Here is an 18186-nt window from a genome sequence, read left to right as displayed (position 1 = left end):
ATGCACATTCCCTGACGCAACACCTGTCTTCACAAGAGAGCCCGATTAGCCTGAGCCATCTGCGTGAACCAACTCCGCTCCCCTGAAAGCGGCAGATAGCTCGACCCCATAATCCAATCACTATGCGGGCGTGCCCATGATTACTCTCAAACTCAACGGTCAAGATCATCCGCTGGATGTCACCGAGGACATGCCCCTGTTGTGGGCGATCCGCGATGTGGCGGGTTACAACGGCACCAAATTCGGTTGCGGCATGGGCCTGTGCGGCGCCTGCACTATCCATATCGATGGCTCGCCGGCCCGCAGTTGCATCACGCCTATTGGCTCGGTCAAAGGGCAGAACGTCAGCACCATCGATAACCTGCACAATGACCCGGTTGGCCAGGTTGTGCAGCAAGCGTGGCTGGACACGGCAGTGGCCCAGTGTGGTTACTGCCAGGGTGGGCAGATCATGTCGGCTACGGCACTGCTGAAAACCAACCCCAATCCCAGCGATGCGCAGATTGAAGAGGCCATGGTCGGCAACATCTGCCGCTGCGGCACGTACAACCGTATCAAGACAGCGATCCGCCAGGCCGCGACGCATCTGCAGGGGGACAAGGCATGAGCCAGTTGCCAAGCAATTTCGCCCTGAACAACCTGAGCCGTCGTGGTTTCCTCAAGGGCGTCGGTGCGACCGGTGCGCTGGTGGTGGCCGCCAGTTGGGGCCTGCCCCAGGCTTTTGCCGAGGAGGTGAAGCAATACGGCGGGGCAGCCATGCCCAACGGCGTGATCGATGACCCCAAGGTGTATGTCAGCATCGCCACCGATGGCACTGTCACCGTGATCTGCAACCGCTCCGAAATGGGACAAGGCGTGCGCACCAGCCTGACCATGGTGGTGGCCGACGAGTTGGAGGCCGATTGGGCGCTGGTGAAGGTTGCGCAGGCCCCGGGCGATGAAGTGCGTTTTGGCAACCAGGATACCGACGGTTCGCGCAGCATGCGCCACTGGTATGAACCGATGCGCCGTTGCGGCGCAGCCGTGCGCAGCATGCTGGAACAGGCCGCCGCCGAGCAGTGGAAAGTGCCGCTGGGCGAGTGCCGTGCGCAGTTGCATAAAGTGATTCACCAGCCCAGCGGCCGTGAGCTGGGCTATGGCGCCCTGGCTGCAGCCGCCGGTGCGCTGGCGGTGCCGGCGCGGGACAGCCTACGGCTCAAGCAGCCATCGGAGTTTCGCTATATCGGCAAGGAGGCCACCAAGGCCATCGACGGTGCCGATATCGTCAACGGCCGGGCGGTGTACGGCGCCGATGTGCATTTTGACGGCATGTTGTTTGCGACCATTGCGCGGCCCAAGGTGTATGGCGGCAAGGTCAAGTCGTTCGATGCCAGCGCGGCGTTGAAAGTCCCCGGGGTGATCAAGGTCCTGCAAATCGAAAGCCGGCCCGTGCCCTCGGAGTTCCAGCCCTTGGGCGGTGTAGCGGTGGTTGCCAGCAATACCTGGGCGGCGATCAAGGGGCGTGAAGCGCTGCAGATTGTCTGGGAGGACGGCGTCAATGCCGGCTACAACTCCATCGACTACCGCAAGACCCTGGAAGCCGCGGCCCTTGAGCCCGGCAAAGTGGTGCGCAATACCGGCAGCATCGACCAGGCCCTGAGCGATGCCGACAGCACCCTGGAAGCCGCGTATTACTTGCCACACCTGGCGCAGTCGCCCATGGAGCCGATGGTTGCCGTGGCCCGTTATCAAGACGGGCAATGCGAGGCCTGGGCGCCGAGCCAGGCGCCGCAGGTCACGCGGGAGCGGGTCGCCGAGCGCCTTGGTTTGCCATTCGATAACGTCACGATCCACGTCACCCTGTTGGGCGGCGGCTTTGGGCGCAAGTCCAAGCCGGACTTCATCATTGAAGCTGCGGTGCTGGCCAAGGAGTTTCCCGGCAAGGCCGTGCGCGTGCAGTGGACCCGTGAAGACGATATCCATAACTCCTACTTTCACACCGTGTCTGCCGAGTACCTCAAGGCCGGCCTGAACAAGGACGGCATGCCCTCCGCCTGGCTGCACCGCACCGTGGCGCCGAGCATCACCGCGCTGTTTGCGCCGGGCATGAACCATGAGGCCGCGTTTGAATTGGGCATGGGCTTTACCAACATGGCCTACGCCATTCCCAATGTGCGCCTGGAAAACCCCGAGGCCGCCGCCCACACCCGTGTGGGTTGGTACCGTTCGGTGTCGAACATCCCCCATGGTTTTGCCATCCAGAGCTTTGTCGATGAGCTGGCGCACAAGGCTGGCCAGGATCCGCTGAAATATCAGCTCAAGCTGCTGGGCCCGGATCGTCAGATCGATCCACGCACTTTGAGTGAAGAGTGGAACTACGGCGAGTCACCCGAGCGTTACCCGATTGATACGGCGCGCATGCGTGGCGTGCTCGAGACCGCGGCCAAGGCTGCCGGCTGGGGGCGCACGCTGCCCAAGGGGCGCGGCCTGGGGCTGGCGGTGCACTACAGCTTTGTGACGTATGTGGCGGCGGTGATCGAGGTGGAGGTCAAGGGCGATGGCACGTTGATCGTGCACAAGGCGGATATCGCCGTGGATTGCGGCCCGCAAATCAACCCGGAGCGCATCCGCTCGCAGTTCGAGGGCGCTTGCGTCATGGGCTTGGGGAATGCGGTCCTGGGAGAAATCAGCTTCAAGGATGGCAAGGTCCAGCAGGACAACTTCCATATGTACGAAGTGGCGCGCATGTCCCTGGCTCCCCGGGAAATTGCCATACATTTGGTCACACCGGCAGGCGAGGTCCCCCTCGGCGGTGTGGGTGAGCCGGGCGTGCCGCCGATTGCGCCGGCGCTGTGCAATGCGATATTTGCCGCCACCGGCAAGCGCATCCGTAACCTGCCGGTGCGTTATCAGTTGCAGGGTTGGCAGCAGGAGGCGCAGGCCTGATGGACAGCGTGGATCTGAATGTCCTGCGCAGCGTGCTGGAGTGGCGCCGCGCAGGGCAACAGGTGGTGCTGTACAGCGTGGTCCAGACCTGGGGCAGCGCACCACGGCCGCCGGGGGCGATGCTGGCCCTGCGTGGCGACGGGGTGGTGATCGGCTCGGTATCCGGTGGCTGCATCGAAGATGACCTGATCGCCCGTCTGCACGATGGCCGCCTGCCAGACAATGGGCCGCCGGTGCAGTTGGTGACCTACGGCGTCACCCGCGACGAAGCGGCGCGCTTTGGTCTGCCATGCGGCGGTACCTTGCGCCTGACGGAGGAGCGGGTGGAGGAATATGCCTGGGTGGCGGAGTTGCTGGCGCGTTGTGAGGCCCATGAAATTGTGGCGCGGGAGCTGGATTTGGCGACGGGCAGTGTGCGCTTGAGCGTGGCGAGCAAGTCCGACATCGTCAGTTTTGACGGTGAGCGTTTGCGGGCCATCTACGGTCCGCGCTGGCGCCTGCTGCTGATCGGTGCGGGCCAGTTGTCGCGTTATGTGGCAGAAATAGCGCGGCTGTTGGATTTTGAAGTACTGATCTGCGATCCCCGTGCGGAGTTTGTGCATGGCTGGGAAGAACAGCACGGGCGCTTTGTGCCGGGAATGCCCGATGAGGCGGTGCTCAATATCCAGACGGACGAGCGCACGGCCATTGTTGCCCTGACCCACGATCCGCGCCTGGACGATATGGCGCTACTGACCGCGTTGAACTCCCGGGCGTTCTACATCGGTGCCCTGGGTTCACAGCTCAATAGCCGCAAGCGTCGGGAAAACCTCGCGTTACTGGGCCTGGGGGCCGAGGCAATTGCGCGGCTGCACGGCCCGATCGGTCTTCATATTGGCAGTCATACGCCGGCAGAGATCGCCTTGTCCCTGATGGCGCACATCGTCGCGATCAAGAACGGTGTGGAAGTGTTGCAAGCCAAACCCGTACGGGAGGCGGTCAGTTGACGAGTGCGATCACCGCAATCGTCCTGGCGGCGGGGCAGGGCAGCCGGTTCCGTGCGCAAAGCGGGCAGGACAAACTGCTGGTTCATTGTGTGGGGCGTGATGGAGTGACACGGCCGGTCTTCGAGCATGTGCTGCTCAATCTGCCGGCCAGCATCACTCGGCGGTGGGTCGTTACATCGCCAGCGTGCAGCGAGGTCATCCGTCTGGCCACGGATCATGGCTGCGAAGTGTTGCTGCTGGAGTCGGCAGGCATGGGGGACAGCATCGCGGCAGCGGTGGCGGCCAGTGCCCCGGCAGCGGGTTGGCTGGTGGTGTTGGGGGATATGCCGTTTATTCAGGCGTCGAGCATTGAGCGGGTGATAGAGCGGGTGGATGGGATCAGTGTGCCGGTGCACGCCGGCCGGCAGGGCCATCCCGTTGCATTTGGCCAGGCATTGGGGCTCGCCTTGATGGAACTGACGGGGGATCGTGGTGCCAAGGCCCTGTTTGCCCAGGCTGATGTTCGGCAGGTGCCGGTGGATGATCCCGGGGTGTTGTGGGATGTGGATGTGCCGCAAGCACTGGAATTCAGGTAGGGGTTGGCTTGGCAGCGATGGCGGCCTCAAGCTCACCGCGCCTCTCTCTACCGCCATCGCGGGCAAGCCCGCTCCCACATTTGATTTCTGTCGTTGAATGGAACGCATAAAAAAGCCCCGCCTGATTGCTCAGGCGGGGCTTTTTAGTTGCCGTTGGAATCAGGCGAGGGGTTTAGGCTCGTGCTCTTCTTCCAGGGCTTTGGGGTTGTGCTCTACCACTTCTTCAACGGAACGCAGGTTCTCGTCGATGACCGGGGCAGTGTGCTCAACTTCAGCTTCGATGGCCGGTGCTTGCGCAACGGCCTCGACTACGGCCGGGGCCGCTGCCGCTGCTTCTTCGGCTTCTTTCTGCAGGCGCTCGGCTTCACGCTTGCGACGACGCACTTCACGCGGGTCGTTAGGCGCACGGCCGTTTTCGGTGAGGGCGCTGGCAGGGGCTTCGACCACTGGGGCGGCCACTTCGGCTACCACTGGGGTTTCCACCACCACCGGAGTCGGCTCGGCAACCACGACTGGTTCTGCAACCACCGCAGGTTCGGCGACAGGTGCTGGAGCTTCCTCTACCGGAGCCGGGGCTGGTGCTTCGGCGACGACGGCTGGCTCGGCAGTCCACTGGAAGGCGGTCTGTTCTTCGCGAACTTCATGCACTTCTGGGGTTGGCTCGGCAGCTGGCGCTTCGACAACCGCTTCAACCGCAGGCTGTGGCTCAACCACGACCGCAGGTGCGGCCACGACTTCGGCTTCAGCTTCAGGCTGGGCTTCGTGAACCGGCGCAACTTCCACTTCTGGAGCGGCAGGTGCTTCGACCACGGTGGTGGCTTCGACAACCGGTGCTTCGACGACGGCAGTTTCCTGCACGGCAGCGGTGGCACGTTCGGCCTGCTGGTTGGCTTCGGCTTCGGCAGGGGCGCTGATGATCGAGCTGGCAACCGCTGCGGTAACGGCCAGGCCGGCAGCCAGTTCGGTGCTGGTCGGCTCGTTGTTGGCTGCTTCTTCAGTGGCTTCGCCGGTCTCTTCCGAGCCTTCGATCACATTGCCGTTGGCATCACGTTGACGCTCACGACGGTTGCTGCGACGACGCTGGCCACGGGAGCGGCGGCGTGGACGATCGCCTTCGGCGTTGTCCTGGCCATCTTCCTGTGGTTGTTCGTCGTTGCTCAGCAGTTCTTCTTCACTGGCGGCGGCAGCTTGCTCGGCACGTGGTTGACGCTCTTCACGCGGTGGGCGTGGGGCGCGTTCTTCACGGGGCTGGCGGGCCGGACGTTCTTCGGTCGCGGTATCCACTGCAACAGCACCAGCGGCGGCCACGGCTGGAGCGGCGTCCAGTGGCTCGCGCAGTTCACGTACACGTTCTTCACGCTCGCCACGCGGCTTGCGATCTTCACGTGGGGCGCGAGGCGCGCGCGGTGCGCGTTCTTCACGTGGCGCACGCTCTTCACGCGGAGCACGTTCTTCACGGGCTACGGCCGGAGTTTCTTCACGGGCTTCGCGCGGTTGACGCTCTTCACGTGGTGCGCGTTCTTCACGCGGTGCACGCTCTTCGCGAGGCTTGCGTTCTTCGTCACGGCGACCGTTGCGGTTACGGCTCTGCTGGCGACCGTTGCGACGCTCTTCGTTGCGTGCAGGCCGTTCAGCAGCAGGCTTCTCGACCACGGCTGGAGCAGCAGGCTCTTCCTTGGTGGCGAACAGGCTGACCAGCGACTTCACCAGGCCCTTGAACAGGCTTGGTTCCGGCAGGGAAGCAGGCGCGGCAACCGGGGCAGCGGCTTCAGCCGGCACGGGTGCATTGGCACGGGCCGGCGCGGTCTTGACGGCAGCTTCCTGGCGAACCAGGGTGCGGGTCGCGGCGGCTGGCTGGACTTCTTCGACTTCGGCAGCCGCCGCGGCGATTTCGTAGCTGGACTGGCCGCTGTGGGCTTCCGGGCTGTCGTCACGCAGGCGCTGGACTTCGAAGTGCGGCGTCTCGAGGTGATCGTTCGGCAGGATCACGATGCGGGCACGGGTGCGCAGTTCGATCTTGGTGATCGAGTTGCGTTTTTCGTTGAGCAGGAACGCGGCGACCGGGATCGGCACTTGCGCGCGGACTTCGGCGGTGCGGTCTTTCAGGGCTTCTTCTTCGATCAGGCGCAGGATCGCCAGGGACAGCGATTCAACGTCACGGATGATGCCGGTGCCGTTGCAACGCGGGCAGACGATGCCGCTGCTCTCGCCCAGGGATGGACGCAGGCGCTGACGGGACATTTCCAGCAGGCCGAAGCGCGAGATGCGGCCAACTTGCACGCGGGCACGGTCGGCTTCCAGGCATTCGCGGACTTTTTCTTCCACGGCGCGCTGGTTCTTGGCTGGGGTCATGTCGATGAAGTCGATCACGATCAGGCCGCCGATATCACGCAGGCGCAGTTGGCGAGCGATCTCTTCGGCTGCTTCCAGGTTGGTCTGCAGGGCGGTTTCTTCGATGTCGCTGCCTTTGGTGGCGCGCGCCGAGTTGATGTCGATGGACACCAGGGCTTCGGTCGGATCGATGACGATGGAGCCACCGGAAGGCAGTTCGACTACGCGCTGGAAGGCGGTTTCGATCTGGCTTTCGATCTGGAAACGGTTGAACAGCGGTACGCTGTCTTCGTACAGCTTGATCTTGCTGGCGTACTGCGGCATCACCTGGCGGATGAAGGTCAGGGCTTCGTCCTGGGCTTCAACGCTGTCAATCAGCACTTCGCCGATGTCCTGGCGCAGGTAGTCGCGGATGGCGCGGATGATCACGTTGCTTTCCTGATAGATCAGGAATGGCGCGGAGCGGTCCAGGGATGCTTCTTTAATAGCAGTCCACAGTTGCAGCAGGTAATCGAGGTCCCACTGCATTTCTTCGCTGCTGCGGCCAAGGCCGGCAGTGCGCACGATCAGGCCCATGTCGGCCGGGGCGATCAGGCCGTTCAGCGCTTCACGCAGTTCGTTGCGCTCTTCGCCTTCGATGCGACGGGAGATGCCGCCGGCACGCGGGTTGTTCGGCATCAGGACCAGGTAACGGCCAGCCAGGCTGATGAAAGTGGTCAGGGCTGCGCCCTTGTTGCCACGTTCTTCTTTTTCGACCTGGACGATGACTTCCTGGCCTTCGCTCAGGACGTCCTTGATGTTCACGCGGCCTTCAGGGGCTTTCTTGAAGTATTCGCGGGAGATTTCCTTGAGGGGCAGGAAGCCATGGCGCTCAGAGCCAAAATCGACAAAGGCAGCCTCAAGGCTTGGCTCGATGCGAGTAATCCGGCCTTTATAGATGTTGGCCTTCTTCTGCTCGCGTGCACCGGACTCGATGTCCAGGTCGTAGAGGCGTTGGCCATCTACCAGTGCAACACGCAACTCTTCGGGTTGAGTTGCGTTAATCAGCATTCTTTTCATGTTGTACCGTCGGTTTCCGGGCTGCCGGAAACGGCGTTCGGCACACACGACTTCTCACGGTCGGTGTCAGGTGCGTCAAGAGTGGTTGGCCACTCCAGTGTCCAGCAATACCGGCCAATTGGGCTGGTATCGCGACTTACGCGTCCTGCTTGCTGTGGTGACTTAATAAGCACTCAGTCAGGAGGAGGAATCAACCGGCGACTGTGGACGAGATGAAGCGTCTAAATATAAGCCTAGTGCTACACAGTCCGACGGTTGTGCATCTCCACCCTACACGTATCCCTGATAATTCGGGTGCTGCCGCGCGCAGAATCCGCAGCGGGTTGGCATTTACCGTGTTCTCCAATGGGGAGTTCACGCTCATGGCTAATAACAGGCGTTGTTTCCGAAGCATTCGCCGTGGTCTGGTACAAGACTGACTGCACTTTGTGAACTGGCCGTAAATATCGGCGCAATAGGCGAGTAATCACTCTGCTTATCGCACTCGCTTCAGGCCTCATGTCACCTGCGCTTGTTACAATCTTGAGCCTTCCAGTGTGGCAAGAGCCCCGTAGGACGGCCTCGCGTCCTGATGAATTGCGATGGTCAGGGGCGGCAGTTTGCCGCGAGTCCTCTGTCCAGGCCGCTTTTGGCGGCGTTCGCGACTATAGCAGCAATGATTAAGTGCTTCAATTCCATAAAAAATTGTTATCATTCCCGCCATGACGACTACCACCCCCCCGACCCCCAGCGTCCAGCTGCTTGAGGTCTCGCCGGAATATGCCGGCCAACGCATCGACAATTTTCTTCTGGCCAGGCTCAAAGGCGTGCCCAAGACCTTGATTTATCGCATTTTGCGTAAAGGCGAAGTGCGGGTGAACAAGGGTCGGATCAAGCCCGAGTACAAGCTGCAGGCGGGCGATATCGTCCGGGTGCCGCCTGTGCGGGTGCCTGAGCGTGACGAGCCCGTGCCGCTGGCCCAGGGCCTGTTGCAACGCCTCGAAGCCTCGATTGTCTTCGAAGACAACAAGCTGATCGTGATCAACAAGCCGTGTGGCATTGCGGTTCATGGCGGCAGCGGCCTGAATTTCGGGGTGATCGAAGCCTTTCGTCAGTTGCGTCCGGATGCCAAGGAGTTGGAGTTGGTCCATCGCCTGGATCGCGATACCTCCGGCCTGCTGATGATCGCCAAGAAGCGCAGCATGTTGCGCCACCTGCATACCGCCTTGCGCGGCGATGGCGTGGACAAGCGGTATATGGCCCTGGTGCGTGGCAATTGGGCATCGTCGATCAAGAGCGTGCGTGCGCCGTTGCAGAAGAGCAACCTGCGCTCCGGCGAGCGTATGGTCGAGGTGGACGAGGAGGGCAAGGAGGCGCTGACCCTGTTCAAGGTGCTACGGCGTTTCGGCGACTTTGCGACCATGGTCGAGGCCAAGCCGGTGACCGGGCGTACCCACCAGATTCGCGTACATACCTTGCACGCCGGCCACTGTATTGCTGGTGATACCAAGTATGGCGACGAGGGGTTCTCCAAGGAAATCCGTGATCTGGGCGGTAAGCGCCTGTTCCTGCACGCCTACATGCTGACGGTGCCGTTGCCAGATGGTGGTGAATTGAAGTTACAGGCGCCCGTCGATGAGATGTGGGCCAAGACCGTGGAGCGCCTGAGTGTCGCGCCCTGACTATAAACTGCTGATTTTTGACTGGGATGGCACCCTGTGCGATTCCATTGGCCGGATTGTCGAGTCCATGCATATGGCCTCGACCCGCTCCGGCTTTGAGCTGTGCAGTGACCTGGCGGTCAAGGGCATCATTGGCCTGGGTTTGCCCGAAGCCATTCGTACCTTGTACCCGCAGATATCCGACAGTGAACTGGTAGCGTTCCGCGAGCACTACGCCGATCACTACATTGCCCTTGAGTCCGAACCTTCGCCTTTGTTCGATGGGGTGGTGCAGTTCCTGGCGGCATTGCGTGAGCAGGGCTATCACCTGGCAGTGGCGACCGGCAAGGCCCGGCGCGGGCTGGATCGGGTGCTCAAGGCCAATGGCTGGGAAGATTACTTCGACGTCACACGGGCCGCCGATGAAACCGCGAGCAAGCCTCATCCGTTGATGCTGGAGCAGATCATGGCCCATTGCGGCGTTTCTGCCCGTGAGTCGTTGATGGTCGGCGATGCCTCGTTTGACCTGCTGATGGCGCGCAATGCCGGCATGGACAGTGTTGCCGTCAGTTATGGCGCCCAGTCCCCGCAAGCGCTGCAGGCTTACGAGCCGCGCCTGACGATTGACAGGTTTTCCCAATTGCACGCCTGGCTCAACCAGGCCCGTTAAGTTTTTGCTGGGGTAGATGGCATGACCGATGAGTGGAAGGCGCCGACCAAGGCCGCTGCCGACAATGGCGATGATAAAAGCTGGAAACTGCTGGAAAAAACCCTGCTGGCGGGTGTCCAGGAGCAGCGTCGTGCGCGGCGCTGGGGGATCTTCTTCAAGCTCCTGACCTTTACCTACCTGATCGGCATGTTGGTGCTGTTCAGTCCCTTGGTGGATATGGAAAAAAGCGCCGGCCGCAGCGGCAGCTACACCGCGCTGATCGAGGTGCGCGGGGTGATTGCCGACAAGGAGTCTGCCAGCGCCGACAATATCGTCAGCAGCCTGCGCACCGCCTTCGAGGATCCCAAGGTCAAGGGTGTGGTGCTGCGCATCAATAGCCCGGGTGGCAGTCCGGTGCAATCGGGCTATGTCTATGACGAAATCCGCCGCCTGCGCGCGTTGCATCCTGAGATCAAGCTGTACGCGGTGATCTCTGATCTGGGGGCTTCGGGCGCCTATTACATTGCCAGTGCCGCCGACCAGATTTACGCCGACAAGGCCAGCCTGGTGGGTTCCATTGGCGTGACGGCGGCCGGCTACGGGTTTGTCGGGGCCATGGAGAAGCTGGGGGTTGAGCGGCGTACCTACACCTCGGGCGAGCATAAGTCGTTTCTCGACCCGTTCCAGCCGCAAAAGGCTGACGAAACCCAGTTCTGGCAGAGCGTGCTCGACACCACCCATCGCCAGTTCATTGCGAGCGTCAAGCAGGGGCGCGGTGAGCGGCTCAAGGATAAAGAACATCCGGAGTTGTTCTCCGGGCTGATCTGGTCTGGCGAACAGGCCTTGCCATTGGGCTTGATCGATGGCCTGGGCAGTGCCAGTTCGGTGGCGCGGGATGTGATTGGCGAGAAGGAGTTGGTGGACTTCACCGTCCAGGAATCGCCGTTCGATCGCTTCTCCAAGCGTCTGGGTGCCAGTGTGGCGGAGAAGCTGGCGCTGTATATGGGCTTCCAGGGCCCGACCCTGCGCTGATCTCAGGTTGGCATAGCTCAAAATGTGGTGCGGGCTTGCTCGCGAATGTGCAGTGTCAGTTACTGGCTGTGTATCTGACACGCCGCATTCGCGAGCAAGCCCGCTCCCACATAGGTTTTGTGGTGGTCTACGGTACCTGCACACCTTCGGCCAGCAGCATATCTACCAGGCGAATCAGCGGTAGGCCGATGAGGCTGGTGGCGTCCGGGCCTTCGGTGCTTTGAAACAGGCTCACCCCCAGCCCTTCAGCCTTGAAGCTGCCAGCGCAATCGTAGGGCTGTTCAATCCGCAGGTAGCGCTCGATCTGCGCCGGCTCCAGTTGGCGCATTGTGACGGTGAAGGGGACGCAGTCCACCTGGCAGCGCCCGGTCTCGCTATTGAGCAATGCCAGGCCGGTGAGGAAGCTGACCCGTCGGCCGCTGGCCGCCAGCAATTGTTCACGGGCCTTTTCAAAGGTGTGGGGCTTGCCGATGATCTGGCCATCCAGCGCCGCGACCTGGTCCGAGCCGATGATCAGGTGCCCTGGGTGGCTGTTGGCGAGGGCGCGGGCTTTCTCTTCGGCCAGGCGCTTGACCAGGTCGACCGCGGACTCATTTGCACGATGGTTTTCGTCGATATCCGGAGAGCTGCAGATGAACGGCAGCTGCAGGCGATTCAACAGTTCCCGGCGATAAACCGAGCTGGAAGCGAGTAATAAAGGCAACATGTGGCTCTCCTCAAGGCAGTCGCGGATTCTAGCGAGTGGGCAGTCTGGCGCACAGGGCTGAATTTCCTTTGACATGGGCGGGTGCATCCCTATAATGCTGCGCCTATGTTGAATGACCCGATTCCACCTCACGTTGACCCGCGCAAATTGGCTGATCGTGGCACCACCCTTCAAGGTGAAGTGTTGCTGGCCGATTTGGAGAGACTCTGCGACCCGCTTTCCGACAATGTCGGTACGGTGCAGGCTAAATTCGTTTTTGAACGAGATGAACGTAAATCTGTGGTAATTCACAGCTTTATCGACACCGAGGTCAAAATGGTTTGCCAGCGTTGTCTTGAGCTGGTCACCCTGCCGATCCACAGCGAATGCAGTTATGCTGTGGTGAAAGAGGGTGCGAATACCCAGTCGTTGCCGAAAGGTTATGACGTGCTGGAACTGGGCGAAGATCCTTTGGATCTGCATGCACTGATCGAGGAGGAGCTTCTGCTCGCCTTGCCCATTGTGCCTGCTCATCATCCGGAAGAATGCCAGCAGCCGGCGGGGCTCGATGACGAGTCCGAACCGAGCGAGGACGAGGTAACGCGGTCCAACCCGTTCAGTGTATTGGCGCAGTTAAAGCGTGACCCAAACGTTTAGGAGTTAATCAATTATGGCTGTTCAGCAGAACAAAAAATCCCGCTCTGCCCGTGACATGCGTCGTTCCCACGATGCCCTGACGGCAAGCACTCTGTCTGTAGAAAAAACCACCGGTGAAATTCACCTGCGTCACCACGTATCGCCAGAAGGCGTATACCGTGGCCGTAAAGTGATCGACAAGGGCGCTGACGAGTAATCACTTGTCTGCTCAAGTCATCGCGATTGACGCAATGGGCGGGGACTTCGGTCCCCGCAGCATTGTTCAGGCGTGCATTGCCAGCCTGTCCGCTACGCCCTCGCTGCACCTGACCCTTGTCGGTCAACCTTCCCTACTTGAAGAACTGATTGCCAGCCATCCGGCTGTGGATCGCGCGCGCCTGACGATAACGCCAGCCAGCGAAACCATCGGCATGGATGAAAAGCCAGCCCAGGCCCTGCGTGGCAAGCCCGATTCCTCCATGCGCGTAGCCCTTGAGTTGCTGCGTGATGGCAAGGTCCAGGCCTGTGTCAGTGCCGGCAACACCGGGGCCTTGATGGCCTTGTCCCGTCATGTGCTGAAAACCCTGCCGGGTATTGATCGGCCGGCGATGGTCGCGGCGATCCCGACACAGCGTGGCTACTGTCAGTTGCTGGACCTGGGAGCGAATGTCGATTGCAGCGCCGAGCACCTGTTGCACTTTGCCCTGATGGGGTCGGTTGCGGCCGAAGCGCTGGGTGTGGTGCGTCCGCGCGTGGCGTTGCTGAACATCGGTACCGAGGACATCAAGGGCAACCAGCAGGTCAAGTTGGCCGCCAGCCTGTTACAACAGGCGCGGGGCTTGAACTACATCGGGTTTGTCGAGGGCGATGGGTTGTATCGCGGCGAGGCCGATGTGGTGGTTTGTGACGGTTTTGTCGGAAATATTCTGCTCAAGTCCAGTGAAGGCCTGGCAACGATGATTGCCGCGCGGATCGAGGCGTTGTTCAAGCGCAACCTGGCTTCCCGGCTGGTGGGTGCCCTGGCGCTACCCTTGATGCGGCGCCTGCAGGCGGACCTGGCCCCGGCGCGGCATAATGGCGCAAGCTTCCTCGGGTTGCAGGGCATTGTGGTAAAAAGCCACGGTTCGGCAGGGGTCCAGGGCTTTCAGAGTGCCATTGCGCGCGCGCTGATCGAGATCCAGGAGAACCTGCCGCAGCGCTTGCATGGCCGTCTTGAGGATCTGTTGCCTTAGGCGAATCGGGCCGGGAATGCTTAAATGTGACCGGCCAGTTCAATTGACCATCCAATCTGTCAGTTTCTTGCGCTCCCAGCTGTGGGGCGTCAATTCACCGACGACCAGATCATTAGGGGCTTGTTACATGTCTACATCCCTCGCATTCGTCTTTCCAGGGCAGGGTTCGCAGTCCCTCGGCATGTTGGCCGAGCTGGGCGCGCAATACCCGCTCGTCCTGGAAACATTCAAGGAAGCTTCCGCTGCCTTGGGCTACGACCTTTGGGCATTGACCCAGGACGGGCCGGAAGAACTGCTCAACCAAACCGATAAAACCCAGCCGGCGATCCTGACGGCTTCTGTCGCGCTGTGGCGTGTCTGGCTAGCTGAAGGCGGCGCACGCCCGGCTTTTGTCGCCGGCCACAGCCTGGGCGAGTACAGCGCCTTGGTCGCCGCAGGCAGCCTGACCCTCGCTGAGGCGGTCAAGCTGGTAGAGCGCCGTGGTCAACTGATGCAAGAGGCTGTTCCGGCCGGGCAGGGCGGCATGGCCGCTATTTTGGGCCTGGACGACGCCGTGGTGATCGAAGCCTGTGCCGAAGCGGCCCAGGGCGACGTGGTCAGCGCGGTGAACTTCAACTCCCCTGGCCAGGTGGTGATCGCCGGTGCCAAGGCTGCGGTTGAGCGTGCCATCGAAGGTTGCAAGGCCCGCGGTGCCAAACGTGCATTGCCACTGCCGGTCAGCGTGCCATCCCATTGCGAGTTGATGCGCCCGGCGGCCGAGCGTTTCGCCGAGTCCATCGCAGCCATCAACTGGCAGGCGCCGCAGATCCCGTTGGTACAAAACGTCAGCGCCGACGTGGCTCCCGACCTCGAAACCCTCAAGCGTGACCTGCTGGAGCAACTGTACAAGCCGGTGCGCTGGGTTGAGTCGGTTCAGACCCTGGCTGCCAAGGGCGCTACTCAACTGGTTGAGTGTGGTCCGGGCAAAGTCCTGGCCGGCCTCAACAAGCGCTGCGCCGAAGGCGTGTCGACTTCCAATCTCAATACCCCGGATGGCTTCGCAGCCGCCCGCGCCGCACTGGCCTGAACTAAGGAGAAGCCTGCATGAGTCTGCAAGGTAAAGTTGCACTGGTTACCGGCGCAAGCCGTGGCATTGGCCAGGCGATTGCCCTGGAACTGGGCCGTCAGGGCGCGGTAGTGATCGGTACTGCGACCTCCGCCTCCGGCGCCGAGCGTATCGCGGCAACCCTCAAGGAAAACGGCGTGCAGGGCACTGGCCTGGAACTCAACGTGACTAGCGATGAGTCCGTGGCTGCCGTGCTGGCGCAGATCACTGCACAGTTCGGGACGCCAGCCATTCTGGTGAACAACGCCGGTATTACCCGCGACAACCTGATGATGCGCATGAAAGACGACGAGTGGTACGACGTGGTCGATACCAACTTGAACAGTCTGTTTCGCCTGTCCAAGGGTGTTTTGCGCGGCATGACCAAGGCGCGTTGGGGTCGAATTATCAATATTGGCTCCGTAGTGGGTGCCATGGGCAACGCAGGCCAAGTAAACTACGCCTCTGCCAAGGCCGGCCTGGAAGGTTTCAGCCGTGCCCTGGCGCGTGAAGTCGGCTCGCGGTCGATTACGGTCAACTCGGTGGCTCCAGGGTTTATCGATACCGATATGACCCGCGAATTGCCTGAAGCGCAGCGTGAAGCGTTGCTGACGCAAATTCCGCTGGGCCGTCTGGGCCAGGCCCAAGAGATCGCCAATGTGGTCTCTTTCCTGGCGTCTGACGGTGCGGCATACGTGACTGGGGCTACAATCCCGGTGAACGGCGGGATGTACATGAGTTAAATTGTGACGGATCGCTTCAAAAAAATGTCATACGAGCTGTCTAAAATCCGTTATAAAGCTGCAATCTATTTATAGACAGGTGGTCGGTAGGGTACGAGGGTGAAGCTTTCAGTTGAAAAGCTGAAAAGCCTTTCTATACACTTACCCACTGGCCAGCTGCCTGAATTTGTCCATTAGGAGTTAAACAAGGTATGAGCACCATCGAAGAGCGCGTCAAGAAAATCGTCGCCGAGCAACTGGGCGTTAAAGAAGAAGAAGTGACCAACACTGCTTCCTTCGTAGAAGACCTGGGTGCCGATTCCCTTGACACCGTTGAGCTGGTGATGGCTCTGGAAGAGGAATTCGAGACCGAAATCCCGGACGAAGAAGCTGAAAAAATCACTACTGTTCAAGCTGCTATCGACTACGTTACTAGCCACCAGGCGTAATAGTTTGTAATCGTCGCTTGCTGTTATGGAAAAACCGCACTGCTATAACGGCGTGCGGTTTTTTCATTAGCTCTGATGAAAAGTCAGCTCAAGTGTCGTCATCAAGAAAAAGGAGAGTGCTGTGTCGCGTAGACGCGTCGTAGTCACCGGTATGGGTATGTTGTCGCCACTGGGTACGGATGTGCCGAGCAGTTGGCAGGGCATTCTGGCTGGCCACAGTGGTATTGGTCTGATTGAACATACGGACCTTTCTGCCTATTCCACCCGTTTTGGCGGCTCGGTAAAGGGCTTCAATGTCGAGGAATATCTCTCGATCAAAGAATCCCGCAAACTCGACCTGTTCATTCAATACGGCCTGGCAGCCGGTTTTCAGGCGGTGCGTAACGCCGGCCTGGAAGTGACCGATGCCAACCGTGAGCGCATTGGCGTGGCCATGGGCTCGGGTATTGGCGGTTTGACCAATATCGAAGAAACCAGCCGTACCTTGCACGAATCCGGCCCTCGTCGAATTTCACCGTTCTTCGTCCCGGGCTCGATCATCAATATGATTTCCGGCTTCCTGTCCATCCATCTGGGTGCCCAGGGGCCTAACTACGCCATTTCCACGGCGTGCACCACGGGCACTCACTGCATCGGCATGGCGGCGCGCAATATCGCCTATGACGAGGCTGACGTGATGATCGCCGGTGGCGCCGAAATGGCCGCCTGCGGCCTGGGCATGGGTGGCTTCGGCGCGTCCCGTGCGCTGTCGACGCGCAATGAGGAGCCGACCCGCGCCAGTCGTCCGTGGGACAAGGGCCGTGATGGCTTTGTACTGTCCGACGGTGCCGGTGCCCTGGTCCTCGAAGAGCTGGAGCACGCCAAGGCCCGTGGCGCGACGATCTATGCCGAACTGATCGGTTTTGGCATGAGTGGCGATGCGTACCACATGACCTCGCCCCCTGCCGATGGTGCGGGCGCCGCGCGTTGCATCAGCAATGCCCTGCGCGACGCGAAGATCAACGTCGATCAAGTGCAGTACATCAACGCCCACGGCACCTCGACGCCGACGGGCGACCTGGCGGAAGCCCAGGCCATCAAGTCGGTATTCGGCGAGCACGCCTACAAGCTGGCGGTCAGCTCCACCAAGTCCATGACCGGTCACCTGTTGGGTGCGGCAGGTGCGGTCGAAGCGATTTTCAGCGTGCTGGCAATCAAGGATCAGGTCGCGCCGCCGACCATCAACCTTGATGAACCAGATGAGGGCTGCGACCTGAACTTCGTGCCTCACGAGCCGCAGAAAATGCCGATCGACGTGGTGTTGTCCAACTCGTTCGGCTTTGGCGGTACCAACGGTTCCCTGGTGTTCCGCCGGTTCGCCGAGTGATGCACAGCTGGGTCGACGGTCAGCCAGCGGACGCCGTGCCGCTGAAAGATCGCGGCCTGGCCTACGGCGATGGTCTGTTTGAAACCATCGCAGTCAAGGCCGGGCAGCCCGTGCTGCTTGATCGTCACCTGCAACGCCTCGACGAGGGTTGCAGGCGCCTTGCGCTTGCCGCAGACCAGGAACTGGTCCGCAGCGAAGTGCTGGCCTTTGCCGCAGCCCTGGGCGATGGCGTACTCAAGTTGATCCTCACCCGTGGCGATAGCCAGCGGGGTTATGGCATCAACGCTGGCGCCTCGGTGCGCCGTATTCTGCAAGGCAGCCCGCCTGCCACCTATCCCCAGGCTCATGGTTCTTCAGGCGTTCGCCTGTTCCCATGCGCTACCCGTTTGTCCGAGCAACCTTTGCTCGCAGGTCTCAAGCACCTAAACCGCCTCGAACAGGTCATGGCTCGCGCCGAGTGGCAAGATCCCGATCACGTGGAAGGATTGATGCTGGATATGTCCGGGCGCGTCATCGAAGGCGTGTTCAGCAACCTGTTCCTGGTGCATGACGGCCAGTTGCTGACGGCCGACCTGAGCCGTTGCGGCGTGGCCGGCGTCATGCGTGCCGAGCTGTTGGCCAGGGCCGAGGGGTTGGGCATTGTCACCACCGTTGCCGATATCAGCCTTGCGCAGTTGCAGCAGGCTGATGAAGTGTTCGTCTGCAACAGCGTATATGGCATTTGGCCGGTGCTTGGATGTGGGCCAATGAGCTGGTCGGCTGGGCCGCTCACCCGTAAACTGCAGGGCATTGTTCGCGCGCTATTGGGTGTTTGA

General features: G+C 61.1%; 17 protein-coding genes. 15 read left to right on the top strand and 2 right to left on the bottom strand.

The genetic code is table 11. The features are described 5' to 3' along the window. Positions 1 to 136: 136 nt before the first annotated feature. Genes BHC62_RS07460 through BHC62_RS07445 form a run of 4 tightly spaced genes read left to right on the top strand, consistent with a single transcriptional unit; the run spans position 137 to position 4486 of the window. On the top strand, positions 137 to 607 hold the full coding sequence (locus tag BHC62_RS07460) for a (2Fe-2S)-binding protein (RefSeq protein WP_029299710.1): 471 nt from the start codon (positions 137 to 139) through the stop codon (positions 605 to 607). After that, complete coding sequence (locus tag BHC62_RS07455; protein ID WP_070994648.1) at positions 604 to 2925, top strand: xanthine dehydrogenase family protein molybdopterin-binding subunit; 2322 nt, start codon at positions 604 to 606, stop codon at positions 2923 to 2925. The genes BHC62_RS07460 and BHC62_RS07455 overlap by 4 nt, the downstream gene beginning before the upstream one ends. Beyond that, a complete protein-coding gene (locus tag BHC62_RS07450) occupies positions 2925 to 3911 on the top strand; it encodes an XdhC family protein (RefSeq protein WP_070994647.1) in 987 nt (328 codons plus the stop codon). Before BHC62_RS07455 ends, BHC62_RS07450 begins: the two co-directional genes overlap by 1 nt. Further along, the gene (locus tag BHC62_RS07445) at positions 3908 to 4486 is read left to right on the top strand and encodes an NTP transferase domain-containing protein (RefSeq protein ID WP_070994646.1); all 579 of its coding nucleotides are present in this window, start codon (positions 3908 to 3910) and stop codon (positions 4484 to 4486) included. Before BHC62_RS07450 ends, BHC62_RS07445 begins: the two co-directional genes overlap by 4 nt. Positions 4487 to 4645: 159 nt before the next feature. Here the strand turns inward: BHC62_RS07445 and rne are convergent, their stop codons facing one another. Then, complete coding sequence (gene rne, locus BHC62_RS07440) at positions 4646 to 7876, bottom strand: ribonuclease E (protein WP_070994645.1); 3231 nt, start codon at positions 7874 to 7876, stop codon at positions 4646 to 4648. A gap of 701 nt (positions 7877 to 8577) precedes the next feature. Between rne and rluC the strand changes: the two genes are divergently transcribed. Genes rluC through BHC62_RS07425 form a run of 3 tightly spaced genes read left to right on the top strand, consistent with a single transcriptional unit; the run spans position 8578 to position 11197 of the window. Beyond that, positions 8578 to 9537, top strand: coding sequence for a 23S rRNA pseudouridine(955/2504/2580) synthase RluC (gene rluC / locus BHC62_RS07435; RefSeq protein WP_005790558.1), 960 nt, complete (start codon positions 8578 to 8580; stop codon positions 9535 to 9537). Beyond that, positions 9524 to 10186 (top strand): HAD-IA family hydrolase, encoded by a 663-nt coding sequence (locus tag BHC62_RS07430; protein ID WP_070994644.1) that lies wholly within the window; start codon positions 9524 to 9526, stop codon positions 10184 to 10186. The genes rluC and BHC62_RS07430 overlap by 14 nt, the downstream gene beginning before the upstream one ends. A 21-nt stretch (positions 10187 to 10207) precedes the next feature. Continuing rightward, positions 10208 to 11197 carry a S49 family peptidase gene (locus tag BHC62_RS07425; protein WP_070994643.1) on the top strand — a complete coding sequence of 330 codons (990 nt, stop codon included), beginning with the start codon at positions 10208 to 10210 and terminating at the stop codon, positions 11195 to 11197. A 127-nt stretch (positions 11198 to 11324) separates the two neighbouring features. Here BHC62_RS07425 and BHC62_RS07420 read toward each other — a convergent pair whose 3' ends face one another. After that, entirely contained in the window at positions 11325 to 11903 is a 579-nt protein-coding gene (locus BHC62_RS07420; protein WP_070994642.1) for a nucleoside triphosphate pyrophosphatase, read from the bottom strand. 105 nt (positions 11904 to 12008) lie between these two features. On the opposite strand from BHC62_RS07420, the gene BHC62_RS07415 reads away from it, so the two are divergent. From BHC62_RS07415 to pabC, 8 genes are all read left to right on the top strand, one after another. Then, positions 12009 to 12539, top strand: coding sequence for a YceD family protein (locus BHC62_RS07415; protein WP_029299696.1), 531 nt, complete (start codon positions 12009 to 12011; stop codon positions 12537 to 12539). A gap of 13 nt (positions 12540 to 12552) precedes the next feature. Continuing rightward, entirely contained in the window at positions 12553 to 12735 is a 183-nt protein-coding gene (gene rpmF, locus BHC62_RS07410) for a 50S ribosomal protein L32 (protein ID WP_008152339.1), read from the top strand. 4 nt (positions 12736 to 12739) lie between these two features. After that, positions 12740 to 13750 (top strand): phosphate acyltransferase PlsX, encoded by a 1011-nt coding sequence (plsX, locus tag BHC62_RS07405; protein WP_071610008.1) that lies wholly within the window; start codon positions 12740 to 12742, stop codon positions 13748 to 13750. A 127-nt stretch (positions 13751 to 13877) separates the two neighbouring features. Beyond that, complete coding sequence (fabD, locus tag BHC62_RS07400) at positions 13878 to 14816, top strand: ACP S-malonyltransferase (RefSeq protein ID WP_070994640.1); 939 nt, start codon at positions 13878 to 13880, stop codon at positions 14814 to 14816. A 17-nt stretch (positions 14817 to 14833) separates the two neighbouring features. Next, a complete protein-coding gene (gene fabG, locus BHC62_RS07395; RefSeq protein WP_029299688.1) occupies positions 14834 to 15577 on the top strand; it encodes a 3-oxoacyl-ACP reductase FabG in 744 nt (247 codons plus the stop codon). Between the two features lie 191 nt (positions 15578 to 15768). Then, positions 15769 to 16005: an acyl carrier protein gene (gene acpP, locus BHC62_RS07390; protein WP_010165887.1), complete on the top strand. Its 237-nt coding sequence runs from the start codon at positions 15769 to 15771 to the stop codon at positions 16003 to 16005. Between the two features lie 121 nt (positions 16006 to 16126). Beyond that, on the top strand, positions 16127 to 17371 hold the full coding sequence (gene fabF / locus BHC62_RS07385; RefSeq protein WP_070994639.1) for a beta-ketoacyl-ACP synthase II: 1245 nt from the start codon (positions 16127 to 16129) through the stop codon (positions 17369 to 17371). Further along, positions 17371 to 18186: an aminodeoxychorismate lyase gene (gene pabC / locus BHC62_RS07380; protein ID WP_029299685.1), complete on the top strand. Its 816-nt coding sequence runs from the start codon at positions 17371 to 17373 to the stop codon at positions 18184 to 18186. Before fabF ends, pabC begins: the two co-directional genes overlap by 1 nt.

This window comes from Pseudomonas sp. 06C 126, assembly GCF_001855215.1.
Taxonomy (GTDB): domain Bacteria; phylum Pseudomonadota; class Gammaproteobacteria; order Pseudomonadales; family Pseudomonadaceae; genus Aquipseudomonas; species Aquipseudomonas proteolytica.
Note: the sequence above shows the minus strand (reverse complement) of the source record. Positions and strands in the feature narration are given on the sequence as shown.

Bases quoted from the DNA above. Each gene is read 5' to 3' on its own strand.
- BHC62_RS07460 (WP_029299710.1), top strand. From the start codon at position 137: ATGATTACTCTCAAACTCAACGGTCAAGATCATCCGCTGGATGTCACC.
- fabG (WP_029299688.1), top strand. From the start codon at position 14,834: ATGAGTCTGCAAGGTAAAGTTGCACTGGTTACCGGCGCAAGCCGTGGC.
- acpP (WP_010165887.1), top strand. From the start codon at position 15,769: ATGAGCACCATCGAAGAGCGCGTCAAGAAAATCGTCGCCGAGCAACTG.
- BHC62_RS07425 (WP_070994643.1), top strand. From the start codon at position 10,208: ATGACCGATGAGTGGAAGGCGCCGACCAAGGCCGCTGCCGACAATGGC.
- rne (WP_070994645.1), bottom strand. From the start codon at position 7,876: ATGAAAAGAATGCTGATTAACGCAACTCAACCCGAAGAGTTGCGTGTT.
- rluC (WP_005790558.1), top strand. From the start codon at position 8,578: ATGACGACTACCACCCCCCCGACCCCCAGCGTCCAGCTGCTTGAGGTC.
- BHC62_RS07415 (WP_029299696.1), top strand. From the start codon at position 12,009: ATGTTGAATGACCCGATTCCACCTCACGTTGACCCGCGCAAATTGGCT.
- pabC (WP_029299685.1), top strand. From the start codon at position 17,371: ATGCACAGCTGGGTCGACGGTCAGCCAGCGGACGCCGTGCCGCTGAAA.
- BHC62_RS07455 (WP_070994648.1), top strand. From the start codon at position 604: ATGAGCCAGTTGCCAAGCAATTTCGCCCTGAACAACCTGAGCCGTCGT.
- rpmF (WP_008152339.1), top strand. From the start codon at position 12,553: ATGGCTGTTCAGCAGAACAAAAAATCCCGCTCTGCCCGTGACATGCGT.
- BHC62_RS07420 (WP_070994642.1), bottom strand. From the start codon at position 11,903: ATGTTGCCTTTATTACTCGCTTCCAGCTCGGTTTATCGCCGGGAACTG.
- fabD (WP_070994640.1), top strand. From the start codon at position 13,878: ATGTCTACATCCCTCGCATTCGTCTTTCCAGGGCAGGGTTCGCAGTCC.
- BHC62_RS07450 (WP_070994647.1), top strand. From the start codon at position 2,925: ATGGACAGCGTGGATCTGAATGTCCTGCGCAGCGTGCTGGAGTGGCGC.